Origin of the sequence: Pseudomonas sp. F8002, assembly GCF_013385495.1 — a bacterium.
In the GTDB taxonomy this organism is placed as follows: domain Bacteria; phylum Pseudomonadota; class Gammaproteobacteria; order Pseudomonadales; family Pseudomonadaceae; genus Aquipseudomonas.
In genome coordinates, this window is the sequence record NZ_JACAPW010000015.1 from 365,726 (window position 1) to 377,968 (window position 12,243).

The following is a 12,243-nucleotide window of genomic DNA, read 5'->3' on the forward strand; positions in this document are numbered from 1 at the left end:
CGGACGGACGCGATTTCGCTGAACTTTTCAGTGCTCACGGCCCTCAACCGTTCATCACCGCCATGGAGGTCCGAATCATGAAAACCCTGCTGAATATGGCCGTCGCCGCCACGCTGCTTGCCGCCGTGCCCGCGTGGGCCTGCACGCTCGAAGAAGCCACCGCCAAACGTGAACAACTGGCCAAGGAAGTGACCAAGCTCACCCAACAGAACCCGGAGAAGGCCAAGGAGATCAACGAAGAATTGCAGAACATGAAGTTGGAAACCGCCAGCGCGGACCTGCCCGACAAGTGCCAACTGATCGACCAGCGCCTCAAGGAAATGGACGAAGCAGCGGCCAAGGCCAAAAACTGAGGCGAAAAAAAACCGGACATTGTCCGGTTTTTTTATGCCTCAAGCCTTACTCGGCAGCCGGTGCTTCCGGCTTGCGGCGCTTCAGAGGCGCCATGCCGTCCTTGCTGACCAACGACAGGTTGTCGGTCTTTGGACGGTTGGCAATCTTGCGCTTGGTCGGCGACTTGCCACCGGCCTTCTTCTTGTCGCCCTTGGCGTCGACCTTTTTCTTCTTCACGCCAACGGCCTTGCCCGACGCCTTGACCTTTTTCGGCCCGCCGTAGGTGCCTTTGACTTCCTTGATGGTGCGGCGCTCGAACGACTGCTTCAAGTAGCGCTCGATGCTCGACATCAGGTTCCAGTCGCCATGGCAGATCAGCGAGATCGCCAGGCCATCGTTGCCGGCACGCCCGGTACGACCGATACGGTGCACGTATTCGTCGCCGCTGCGGGGCATATCAAAGTTGATCACCATGTCCAGGCCATCCACGTCCAGGCCGCGGGCGGCAACGTCGGTCGCGACCAGGATCTTCACGCCGCCTTGCTTGAGGCGGTCGATGGCCAGCTTGCGGTCCTTCTGGTCTTTCTCACCGTGCAGGACGAACGCCTTGTACTCCTGAGCCACCAGGCGACCGTAGATGCGGTCGGCCATGGCCCGGGTGTTGGTGAACACGATAGCCTTCTGATAGGTCTCGTTGGCCAGCAACCAGTTGAGGATCTGCTCTTTGTGCACGTTGTGGTCAGCAGTGATGATCTGCTGACGGGTGGTCGAGTTCAGGTCGCTGACGTTGTTGACCTGCAGGTGCTCAGGGTTGTTCAGGACCTTGGCGACCATGTCGCGCAGGGTCGAACCACCGGTGGTGGCCGAGAACAGCATGGTCTGCTGGCGGTTGACGCACTCTTGCACCAGGCGCTGCACGTCGTCGGCAAAGCCCATGTCGAGCATGCGGTCGGCTTCGTCGAGCACCAGGACTTCAACTTCCTTGAGGTCCAGGTTGCCGGCGTTCAGTTGTTCGATCATCCGGCCCGGGGTGCCGATCAGGATGTCCGGCACCTTGCGCAGCATGGCGGCCTGGACCTTGAAGTCTTCGCCGCCGGTGATCAGGCCGGACTTGATGAAAGTGAACTGCGAGAAGCGCTCCACTTCCTTCAAGGTCTGCTGGGCCAGTTCGCGGGTCGGCAGCAGGATCAGGGTCTTGATGCTGACACGGACTTTCGCCGGGCCGATCAGACGGTTAAGAATCGGCAGGACGAAAGCGGCGGTCTTGCCACTCCCGGTTTGAGCCGTCACCCGCAGGTCACGCCCTTCGAGCGCGAGCGGGATGGCCGCTGCTTGCACAGGCGTTGGCTCGACAAATTTAAGCTCGGCCACGGCTTTGAGCAGGCGTTCGTGCAGGGCGAATTGGGAAAACACGGGTGCTACCTCGAAGAAATACAAAAAAACAGCTGCATAGGGTAACGGTTTCGGGCGCTCAGGCCGAGTTTCTTTACGCGAACTGGGTTAATCAGGCGCTTTTTTGTCAGGGGATTTGTCCACAACCACAACTTTGACGTACTTAAATGCTCTAATCGGCCCGACACGTCTTACAGAAGAATCGCGTTTACCCATGGATATCAAACAGCTCTGGCTCAACGTCAAAGACCTTTGGGGCACCCTCGACGAACACCCGCTGCTGCATTCCAGCCTCGCGCTGATGGTGTTGCTGGTAGTGGCATTGCTGCTCGGACGAGTGGCCCGGTACCTCATCCTGCACGCCGTCAAGCTGCTGGGCCGGCAACCCGCGCTGCACTGGCTCAACGACCTGCGGCACAATAAAGTCTTCCATCGCCTGGCGCAGATGACGCCGTCACTGGTGATCCAGTTCGGCCTGTATCTGGTGCCGGACCTGAGCAAGACCGCCACCCTGTTCATCGGCAATGTCGCCCTGGCGTTCACCATTCTGTTCATGGTGCTGGCGATCAGTGCACTGCTCAACGCCCTGCTGGACATCTATGCCCGCACCGAACACGCCCGCACCCGCTCGATCAAGGGCTATGTGCAGTTGGCGAAGATGGTGCTGTTCGTGTTTGGCGCAATCATCATCGTCGCCACGCTGATCGACCGCTCGCCATTGCTGTTGCTTTCCGGTCTGGGTGCAATGTCGGCGGTGATTCTGTTGGTCTACAAGGACACCCTGCTGTCGTTCGTCGCCAGCGTGCAATTGACCAGCAACGACATGCTGCGGGTCGGCGACTGGATCGAAATGCCCCAGGTCGGCGCGGACGGTGACGTGGTCGACATCACCCTGCACACCGTGAAGGTGCAGAACTTCGACAAGACCATCGTCTCGATTCCCACCTGGCGCCTGATGTCCGAGTCGTTCAAGAACTGGCGCGGCATGCAGGCCTCCGGTGGCCGGCGGATCAAGCGCAGCCTGTATATCGACGCCAGCGGCGTGCGTTTCATCCGCGACGACGAAGAGCTGAAGCTCACCCAGGTACACCTGCTGACCGACTACATGAGCCGCAAGAAGGCCGAGCTCAAGGCCTGGAACGAAGCCCAGGGCAATGTCGCGGCGATGTCCGCCAACCGCCGACGCATGACCAATATCGGCACGTTCCGCGCGTATGCCCTGGCCTATCTGAAAAGCCATCCGGAGATCCAGCCGAACATGACCTGCATGGTGCGGCAGATGCAGACCACCGCCCAGGGCATTCCGCTGGAGATCTACTGCTTCACCCGCACCACCGCGTGGGCCGACTACGAGCGGATCCAGGGCGATATCTTCGATTACCTGCTGGCGGTGCTGCCGGAATTTGGTTTGAGCCTGTACCAGCAGCCCAGCGGCGGTGACTTGCGGGCGGGGATGTTGCCGGCGGTGCTGGGGGCCAGTCACCTGCCCCCGGCGGAAAAGGCAGTGATGTAGCAACAAAAAACGGCACAACCCGAGTTGTGCCGTTTTTTTGCGTTCGGCCTTACTTGACCTGACGCTGTGGCGCACCGTGCACCATGGTGTAGGCGTAATCCACGCCCATGCCGTAAGCGCTGCTGTGCTCCTGTACCAGGCCCATCACCGCGTCATAGGTTTCCTTGTGAGCCCAGTCACGCTGGTATTCCAACAGCGATTGCCTACCTGCCACGCGCGGGCACACCGCAAACCCCGCAAGACCCGCGCCACCACCAATGCCTCAATTATGGGTATCTGCAAAGCGGCGTCAGCCTGCAACTGAGCAAGGGCCAGGAAACCCAGCGGGTCAACGTCACCGGCCCCCTGCACGCCAACAACGGCGACCTGCTGGCCCAGGCGGCAGAGGCCGGGATGGGCATCGCGCTGTTGCCGGACTTTATCGTCGAAGACGCCCTGAGCGCCGGGCGCCTGGTGCCGGTGCTCTGCGAATGGCAGGCGCCGGCAATCACCATCAATGCGGTTTATTCGTCAGCGCGACGCGTGCCGCAAAAGACCCGCGCATTCATTGATTTTTTGCTGACGCAATTGGCACCGACGACCGCAGGCCCAGCCGGCTGATCCACACCGCCCCGAGAATCACCAAGCCGCCCAGCAGCAACCTGCCCAACGGTTCATGCTGATTCCAGATCAGCAAGTTCAGCAACAACCCCACCGGCACATGCAGGTTGTTCATCACCGCCAATGTGCCACCGTTGACCATGCACGCGCCCTTGTTCCACCAGTACATGCCCAGTGCCGTGCTGACCAGCCCGAGGAATACCAGCACGCCCCATTGCAACGGCGCTTCCGGCAGGAAGTTGGCCTTGCCGAACATCAGGAACGCCGGCAACGCCACCGCCAACGCGCCGAGATAGAAGTAGCCAAAGCGCCGGTAATGCGGCAGATCACTTGGATGACGGGCCACCAGATGCTTATAAAGCACCTGCCCGGCGGCGTAGGTGAAGTTGGCCAGTTGCAGTAGCAGGAAGCCCATGAAGAAGTTCGGGGTGATCTGGTCGAAGCGAATCACCGCTGCCCCCGCCACCGCCACCAGTGCGGCCACCAGCGCCCACGGGTTGAAGCGGCGGTTGAGGGCGTCTTCGATCAGGGTCACGTGCAACGGTGTCAGGATGGTGAACAGCAACACCTCCGGCACCGTCAGTACGCGAAAGCTCAGGTACAGGCACACGTAGGTCACGCCGAACTGCAGTGCGCCGATCAACAGCATGCCGCGCATGAACGCCGGCTCCACCGTGCGCCAGCGGGTCAGCGGGATAAACACCAGCCCGGCCAACAGTACACGCACCAGCACCGCGAAATAACTGTCGACGTGACCGGCCAGATATTCGCCGATCAAGCTGAAGGAAAACGCCTGGATCAGCGTCACAACAAGTAGATAGCCCATGCTCGCCTCATTTTGAATGGGCGCGACATTAGCGGTTTTCCGCGCGTTACGAAACTCAAGGCAAAAAAAACCCGACCTCGCTAAAAGCGTCAGTCGGGCGGGAGCACTCAGGAGCAAAAAGTGCAAAGGGAGGTTCGATACGCGTACTTGAAGGGTTGCGTGGAGCTATCTAAACAGCGGGCGATTATCTGACGATTAACATCTCACGCCACTTGGGCCAACAACGCCTTGGCCTGGTTCAAACCCTTCTCCTGGAAATCACCGCCCAGGTTCACCCCTTCGGCATGAATGAACGTGACGTCATGGATGCCGATAAAGCCCATGACCTGACGCAGGTACGGTTCCTGGTGGTCGGTGCTGCCACCGGCGTGGATGCCGCCGCGGGCGGTCAGCACAAAGGCACGCTTGTCGGTCAACAGGCCCTGGGGGCCGGTGGCGGTGTACTTGAAGGTCACACCGGCACGCAGCACATGGTCGAGCCAGGCTTTGAGGGTGCTGGGAATCGCGAAGTTGTACATCGGCGCGGCCATGACCAATACATCGGCGGCCAGCAGCTCATCGGTCAGTTCGTTGGAGCGGTCCAGGGAGGCCTGCTCAACCGTGCTGCGCTGCTCGGCAGGTTTCATCCAGCCGCCCAACAGATTGGCATCCAGGTGCGGAACCGGGTTGATGGCGAGGTCTCGTACGGTGATCTGATCAGCCGGGTGGGCGACTTTCCATTGGCTGATGAATTGTTGGGTCAGCTGGCGGGAGATTGAGTCCTGCTGACGGGCACTGCTTTCGATGATCAGAACACGGGCCATGATTATGTAAGCTCCATCGGTGAATGCTGTAAGGCGATGGAGTGAAGGTTAGACAGAGCCCGTTCGATTAAAAAGCGTAAAAAACTGCTATAACCCATCTAGAAATTTGTTTATAAGCGGAGTATTGCTGTGGGCATCCTCCGCTTTTGCCTTATTTCGGTGCGCAGGTCAGCTGGATACGCATCTTGATAATGGCACGGCTGAAATTGACCGTGGTGTTGGTGGTTTTCCCTGCCGCGACCGTGACCTTGCGGGTACGCGGGGCTTCCGGACCATTGGTAAAGCGTACCTTGCACTCCGCGTCATTGGGGCCGTAGTTGGTGAGTTGGATCGAACTGATAGTGCTGTCGACGTCTGACGCGCTGTAATCGATCTTCACGCCCTGAATGTCTTTCGTCACATCGGTACTGAATGCAAACGCACTCAACGGCAGCAACGCCAGCAGCACACAACAGAATTTTCTCATTCGGCAGTCTCCAATAAGGACCGCCAGCTTAGGACAAGAGGAGCTCATCTTGAAAGCGCCCCGCGTTACCCTTGATCAATGGCGCACCTTGCAAGCCGTGGTCGACCATGGCGGCTTCGCCCAGGCGGCCGAAGCGCTGCACCGCTCGCAATCCTCGGTGAGCTACACCGTGGCCCGCATGCAGGATCAGCTCGGCGTGCCGCTGCTGCGCATTGACGGGCGCAAGGCCGTGCTCACCGAAGCCGGTGAAGTGCTGCTGCGCCGCTCCCGGCAACTGGTGAAAAACGCCAGCCAACTGGAAGACCTGGCCCACCATATGGAACAAGGCTGGGAAGCCGAGGTGCGGCTGGTGGTCGATGCCGCTTACCCCAACGCCCGCCTGGTGCGCGCCCTCACTGCCTTTATGCCGCAAAGCCGTGGCTGCCGGGTGCGTTTGCGCGAAGAGGTGTTGTCCGGCGTCGAAGAGCTGTTGATGGACGGCATGGCCGACCTCGCCATCAGCGGGTTCATCATTCCCGGTTACCTCGGTACGGAAATGAGCGACGTCGAATTTGTCGCCGTGGCCCACCCCGAACATCCGCTGCATCAATTGCACCGCGAACTGAGCTTCCAGGATCTGGAAAGCCACATGCAGGTGGTGATCCGCGACTCCGGCCGCCAGCAGCCACGGGACGTCGGCTGGCTCGGCGCCGAGCAGCGCTGGACCGTTGGCAGCCTGCCCACCGCCGCCACCTTCGTCAGCAGCGGCCTGGGCTTCGCCTGGCTGCCGCGACACCTGATCGAACGCGAACTCAAGGAAGGCCTGCTCAAGCTACTGCCCCTGGAACGGGGTGGCAGCCGCAACCCGACCTTCTATCTTTACTCGAACAAGGACAAACCCCTGGGCCCGGCCACGCAGATTCTCGTCGAGTTGCTGCGCACCTTCGACACTGCACCACTGGACGCGCCATTCGCCGCACCGCAGCAAGCCTGAACAAGGAGTTCACGTGGCCTATTTCGAACATGAAGGTTGCACCCTGCATTACGAGGAATATGGCCACGGCGCGCCGCTGATCCTGATCCACGGCCTGGGCTCCAGTTGCCTGGACTGGGAACTGCAAGTGCCCGTGCTGTCCCAACACTATCGCCTGGTGGTGGTGGATGTGCGCGGTCACGGCCGCTCCGACAAACCCCGTGAGCGCTACAGCATCGCCGGCTTCACCGCCGACCTGGTGGCCTTGATCGAACACCTGCATTTGCCGCCGGCCCACGTGGTCGGCCTGTCCATGGGCGGCATGATCGCCTTTCAACTGGCAGTGGATGAGCCGCAAATGCTCAAGAGCCTGTGCATCGTCAACAGTGCGCCCCAGGTCAAGGTTCGCAGCGCCAGCGACTATTGGCAGTGGGCCAAGCGCTGGAGCCTGGCGCGCGTCCTCAGCCTGAACACTATCGGCAAGGCCCTGGGCAGCCTGCTGTTTCCCAAGCCCGAACAAGCCGAACTGCGGCGCAAGATGGCCGAACGCTGGGCAAAAAACGACAAACGTGCTTACCTCGCCAGCTTCGATGCGATTGTTGGCTGGGGCGTACAGGAACAACTTTCGAAAATATCCTGTCCAACCCTGGTCATCAGCGCCGACCACGACTACACCCCCGTGGCGCAGAAAGAAATCTATGTAAAACTGCTGCCCGATGCGCGGCTGGTGGTGATCGAGGATTCCCGCCATGCCACGCCGCTGGACCAACCCGAACGCTTCAACAACACCCTGCTCGATTTTCTCAAGACAGTCGAAACCACAACCCAGGATCACTGACCCATGCTGAAAAAAATCGCCTTCTTTGCCGGTTCCGTACTGTTCGCTGCCAACCTGATGGCGGCCGAACCCGCCAAGGCACCCCACGTATTGATCACCACCACCAATGGCGACATCGAGATCGAACTGGACCCGGTCAAAGCCCCGATCAGTACCAAGAACTTCCTGGCCTATGTCGACAAGGGCTTCTACACCAACACCATTTTTCACCGGGTAATCCCGGGCTTCATGGTGCAGGGCGGTGGTTTTACCCAGCAAATGTCGCAAAAGCCGACCGAAGCACCGATCAAGAACGAAGCCAGCAACGGCCTGCATAACGTGCGCGGCACCCTGTCGATGGCGCGTACCAACGACCCGAACTCCGCCACCAGCCAATTCTTCATCAACGTTGCGGACAATGCCTTCCTCGACCCGGGCCGTGATGCCGGTTACGCGGTGTTCGCCAAAGTGGTCAAGGGCATGGACGTGGTCGACATCATCGTCAACTCGCAGACCACCACCAAACAGGGCATGCAGAACGTGCCAATCGATCCTGTCCTGATCAAGTCGGCCAAGCGCATCGACTGAAGGCTACAGGGAGTTTCGCGCGGGGCCCGCAAGGCGTCGCGCGCATTTGAACAGGAGAGCCCGCCGCGCGGGCGTCAGACCTAATGCTCTATCGTCGTTTTGAACAACTGATCGACATCTTCCGCGAACCTCCCAGCGCGGCCCCTCCAGACAAAGTCCTGCCCTTCTACGTCTATTACCTGCGCCAGGTATGGCCAAGCTTTGCCGCCTTGCTGGTGGTGGGCCTGATCGGCGCGCTGATCGAAGTGGCGCTGTTCAGCTACCTGAGCCGCATCATCGACCTGGCCCAGGGCACGCCGCCCGCCAACTTCTTCCAGATCCACGCCACCGAGCTGATCTGGATGGCCGTGGTCGCCCTGCTGTTGCGCCCGATCTTCGGCGCCCTGCATGACCTGCTGGTGCACCAGACCATCAGCCCCGGCATGACCAGCCTGATCCGCTGGCAAAACCACAGCTATGTGCTCAAACAGAGCCTGAACTTCTTCCAGAACGATTTCGCCGGGCGCATTGCCCAGCGCATCATGCAAACCGGCAACTCCCTGCGCGACTCCGCAGTGGCCGCCGTGGACGCGATCTGGCACGTGGCGATCTACGCCATCAGCGCCCTGGTGCTGTTCGCCGAAGCCGACTGGCGCCTGATGATCCCGCTGATCACCTGGATCGTCGCCTACAGCCTGGCCCTGCGGTACTTCGTGCCACGGGTCAAGAAGCGCTCGGTCATCTCCTCCGAGGCACGCTCAAAACTGATGGGGCGGATCGTCGACGGCTACACCAACATCACCACCTTGAAGCTGTTCGCTCATACCAATTTCGAGCAGAACTACGCCAGGGAAGCCATCGTCGAGCAGACCGAGAAAACCCAGTTGGCCAGCCGCGTCGTGACCAGCATGGACATCGTGATTACCACCATGAACGGCCTGCTGATTGTCACCACCACCGGCCTTGCCCTGTGGCTGTGGACCCAATCGCTGATTTCGGTGGGCGCCATCGCCCTGGCCACCGGCCTGGTGATTCGTATCGTCAACATGTCCGGCTGGATCATGTGGGTGGTCAACGGCATTTTCGAAAACATCGGCATGGTCCAGGACGGCCTGAAAACCATCGCCCAGCCGCTGGCAGTGACCGACCGGGAAAATGCCCCGCGCCTGGAAGTGCCCCATGGCGAGGTGCGGTTCGATCAGGTGGATTTCCACTACGGCAAGAAGAGCGGGATCATCAGCGGCTTGAACCTGGCGATTAAACCGGGTGAAAAGATCGGCCTGATCGGTCCGTCCGGCGCGGGCAAATCCACCCTGGTCAACCTGCTGTTGCGCCTGTACGACCTGCAAGGCGGCCGTATCCTGATCGACGGCCAGAACATCGCCGACGTCGCCCAGGAAACCTTGCGCGAACAGATCGGCATGATCACCCAGGACACCTCGCTGCTGCACCGTTCGATCCGCGACAACTTGCTGTATGGCAAGCCGGACGCCACCGACGAAGAGCTTTGGGCCGCCGTGCACAAGGCCCGCGCCGACGAGTTCATCCCATTGCTGTCGGACGCCGAGGGCCGCACCGGCCTCGACGCCCACGTCGGCGAACGCGGGGTGAAACTCTCCGGCGGGCAACGCCAGCGCATCGCCATCGCGCGAGTGCTGCTCAAGGATGCGCCGATCCTGATCATGGACGAAGCCACCTCCGCGCTGGATTCGGAAGTGGAAGCGGCGATCCAGGAAAGCCTGGAAACCCTGATGCAGGGCAAGACGGTAATCGCCATCGCCCACCGGCTTTCCACCATTGCCAGAATGGACAGGCTGGTGGTGCTGGAAAAAGGCCAGATCGCCGAGACCGGCAGCCATGCCGAATTGCTCGCACACGGCGGTTTGTATGCGCGATTGTGGCAACACCAGACCGGTGGCTTCGTCGGAATAGACTGATTCCGTTGGTTAACCGCGACCTCAATTCCGAACAATTCTGACAGTTTTCTCTATCCCGCTGGTCTTGCGACACAATCCTGCTGTACTCCAATCAGGCCCCAGGAGGGCCCTGATTTAAGGCAGCAGGGATGCATCACAGACCCGTTAATCAGATAGAGCAATCTATTAAGGATGTGTTCATGTCACTGTTCAAACGTTCCGTTACGGAAGGACTGGGTACGTTTTGGCTGGTGTTGGGTGGCTGCGGCAGTGCGGTACTGGCCGCATCGTCCCCGGTCGGGATCGGTGTGCTCGGTGTGGCCCTGGCGTTCGGGCTCACGGTGCTGACCATGGCATTTGCCATCGGGCACATCAGCGGTTGTCACCTGAACCCTGCAGTGTCGGTGGGGCTGGTAGTGGGCGGAAGATTTCCGGCCAGGGAGTTACCGGCGTACATCGTGTCCCAGGTAATCGGCGGCGTCGTTGCGGCTGCATTGTTGTACTTCATAGCCAGCGGCAAGCCGGGGTTCGAACTGGCTTCGGGCCTGGCCAGCAACGGCTACGGCGAGCATTCGCCTGGTGGTTATTCGATGGCAGCGGGGTTTGTGTGCGAGCTGGTGATGACGGCGATGTTCGTGTTGATCATCCTCGGCGCCACCGACCGTCGTGTGCCGACGGGCTTCGCGCCCATTGCCATTGGCCTGGCGCTGACGCTGATCCACCTGATCTCGATCCCGGTCACCAACACCTCGGTCAATCCGGCCCGCAGCACCGGCCCGGCGCTGATCGTCGGCGGTTGGGCGCTGCAGCAGTTGTGGATGTTCTGGCTGGCGCCGATCCTCGGTGCAGTGGTCGGCGGCATTACCTATCGATGGCTGGGCGCGGAAAAAACCGCCTGAGCCAAACGGGTTCAGCCCTGCCGGTAAGGCAGGGCTGCCCTCGCCTCCTCGGCATATGCCAGGATCCCCACGCTTTCGCGCTCCAGGAAATCCGCCACGGCGGTCTTCAATCCCGGGTGTCGCAGGTAATGCCAGGAGTGCGTGATCACCGGCTCAAACCCGCGAATCAACTTGTGCTCGCCCTGGGCGCCGGCGTCGAAACGCTGCAGGCCATGGGCAATCGCGTAATCCATGCCTTGGTAGAAGCAAGTCTCGAAATGCAGCCGGTCGAACTCGGCCAGGCAGCCCCAGTAACGCCCATAAAAACTGTTGCCGCCGATCAGGCTGAAGGCCATGGCCACCGGCCGTGAGCCTTGCTTGGCCAGCACCACGCGAATCGCCTCGGGCATGCGCTCCGCCAGCAGACTGAAAAACGCCCGGGTCAGGTACGGCGATTGTCGGCGTATGGCGTAGGTATTGGCGTAACAGGCGTAGACAAAATCCCACTGCGCCTCGCTCAACTCATGACCTTGCAGCCACTCGAACTCGATGCCCTGCCCCGCCACTTGCTCGCGCTCCTTGCGCATCTGTTTGCGCTTGCGCGAACTCAGGGCGTCGAGAAAGTCCTGGAAGTCTCGGTAGCCGCGGTTTTGCCAATGAAACTGGCAGCCCAGGCGTTGCAGCCAACCCGGCTGCCGGGCCAGTGCGGTGTCTGCGAGGGCGTCGGTAAAGTTGATATGGGCGCTGGAAAGGCCTTCGATTTCCAGGTAACCGGGCAGGCTTTTAAGCAATTCGAAACCGTCCTCGGCGCTGGCGGCCAACAGGCGCGGGCCGCTGACCGGGCTGAAGGGCACGGCCGTCAGCAATTTCGGGTAGTAGTCGATGCCCGCCCGCTCGCAGGCATCGGCCCAACCGTGGTCGAACACGTACTCGCCATAGGAATGCCATTTGCGATAGCTGGGCAACGCGGCAATCAGCCGTCCACCTTCATAGTGCAGCAAATGCTCGGGCTGCCAGCCGGAGTGCGGGCCGATGCTGGCGCTGTCTTCCAGGGCACTGAGGAACGCATGGCGCAGAAACGGCTGATCGACGGGGACCAACGCGTTCCATTCATCGGGCGCAATCTCGGACAGGTTATTCAAACGTTGTAACGGCATCCCATTCCCCGACGGTCACGGCT

At 60.6% G+C, this 12,243-nt stretch carries 12 protein-coding genes and 2 pseudogenes; 8 read left to right on the plus strand and 6 right to left on the minus strand.

From position 1 onward, the window contains the following. Positions 1 to 77 precede the first annotated feature (77 nt). Positions 78 to 353, plus strand: a complete 276-nt coding sequence (locus HX811_RS13365) for a hypothetical protein (protein WP_177046187.1) — start codon at positions 78 to 80, stop codon at positions 351 to 353. Positions 354 to 399: 46 nt separating this feature from the next. Here HX811_RS13365 and HX811_RS13370 read toward each other — a convergent pair whose 3' ends face one another. After that, positions 400 to 1,746 (minus strand): DEAD/DEAH box helicase, encoded by a 1,347-nt coding sequence (locus HX811_RS13370; protein ID WP_177046189.1) that lies wholly within the window; start codon positions 1,744 to 1,746, stop codon positions 400 to 402. Between the two features lie 193 nt (positions 1,747 to 1,939). Here HX811_RS13370 and HX811_RS13375 point away from each other — a divergent pair, with 193 nt between their 5' ends. After that, entirely contained in the window at positions 1,940 to 3,238 is a 1,299-nt protein-coding gene (locus HX811_RS13375; RefSeq protein WP_003210716.1) for a mechanosensitive ion channel family protein, read from the plus strand. 49 nt (positions 3,239 to 3,287) lie between these two features. Here HX811_RS13375 and HX811_RS13380 read toward each other — a convergent pair. After that, positions 3,288 to 3,452: pseudogene (locus tag HX811_RS13380) on the minus strand (hydrolase); the annotation flags it as partial. On the opposite strand from HX811_RS13380, the pseudogene HX811_RS13385 reads away from it, so the two are divergent. Beyond that, positions 3,440 to 3,838, plus strand: a pseudogene (locus HX811_RS13385) (substrate binding domain-containing protein); the annotation flags it as partial. The pseudogenes HX811_RS13380 and HX811_RS13385 overlap by 13 nt on opposite strands. Here the strand turns inward: HX811_RS13385 and HX811_RS13390 are convergent. The 3 genes from HX811_RS13390 to HX811_RS13400 form a co-directional block, all read right to left on the minus strand. Continuing rightward, a complete protein-coding gene (locus tag HX811_RS13390; protein WP_177008946.1) occupies positions 3,783 to 4,664 on the minus strand; it encodes a carboxylate/amino acid/amine transporter in 882 nt (293 codons plus the stop codon). The pseudogene HX811_RS13385 and the gene HX811_RS13390 sit on opposite strands and share 56 nt — an antisense overlap. A 203-nt stretch (positions 4,665 to 4,867) precedes the next feature. Next, complete coding sequence (locus HX811_RS13395; protein WP_003210712.1) at positions 4,868 to 5,467, minus strand: FMN-dependent NADH-azoreductase; 600 nt, start codon at positions 5,465 to 5,467, stop codon at positions 4,868 to 4,870. A 151-nt stretch (positions 5,468 to 5,618) separates the two neighbouring features. Then, positions 5,619 to 5,933 carry a 3-phosphoglycerate kinase gene (locus HX811_RS13400; RefSeq protein WP_177046191.1) on the minus strand — a complete coding sequence of 105 codons (315 nt, stop codon included), beginning with the start codon at positions 5,931 to 5,933 and terminating at the stop codon, positions 5,619 to 5,621. 49 nt (positions 5,934 to 5,982) lie between these two features. Here HX811_RS13400 and HX811_RS13405 point away from each other — a divergent pair, with 49 nt between their 5' ends. The 5 genes from HX811_RS13405 (at position 5,983) to aqpZ (ending at position 11,084) form a co-directional block, all read left to right on the plus strand. Continuing rightward, entirely contained in the window at positions 5,983 to 6,906 is a 924-nt protein-coding gene (locus tag HX811_RS13405; protein WP_003210710.1) for a LysR family transcriptional regulator, read from the plus strand. A gap of 13 nt (positions 6,907 to 6,919) precedes the next feature. Beyond that, positions 6,920 to 7,723, plus strand: a complete 804-nt coding sequence (locus HX811_RS13410; protein ID WP_102605388.1) for an alpha/beta fold hydrolase — start codon at positions 6,920 to 6,922, stop codon at positions 7,721 to 7,723. 3 nt (positions 7,724 to 7,726) lie between these two features. Next, the gene (locus tag HX811_RS13415) at positions 7,727 to 8,290 is read left to right on the plus strand and encodes a peptidylprolyl isomerase A (protein ID WP_003210708.1); all 564 of its coding nucleotides are present in this window, start codon (positions 7,727 to 7,729) and stop codon (positions 8,288 to 8,290) included. Positions 8,291 to 8,373: 83 nt separating this feature from the next. Then, on the plus strand, positions 8,374 to 10,206 hold the full coding sequence (locus tag HX811_RS13420) for an ABC transporter ATP-binding protein (RefSeq protein ID WP_177046193.1): 1,833 nt from the start codon (positions 8,374 to 8,376) through the stop codon (positions 10,204 to 10,206). 179 nt (positions 10,207 to 10,385) lie between these two features. Further along, on the plus strand, positions 10,386 to 11,084 hold the full coding sequence (gene aqpZ, locus HX811_RS13425) for an aquaporin Z (protein WP_008437990.1): 699 nt from the start codon (positions 10,386 to 10,388) through the stop codon (positions 11,082 to 11,084). Between the two features lie 11 nt (positions 11,085 to 11,095). Here the strand turns inward: aqpZ and HX811_RS13430 are convergent, their stop codons facing one another. Then, on the minus strand, positions 11,096 to 12,220 hold the full coding sequence (locus tag HX811_RS13430; RefSeq protein WP_003210704.1) for a GNAT family N-acetyltransferase: 1,125 nt from the start codon (positions 12,218 to 12,220) through the stop codon (positions 11,096 to 11,098). Positions 12,221 to 12,243 lie beyond the last annotated feature (23 nt).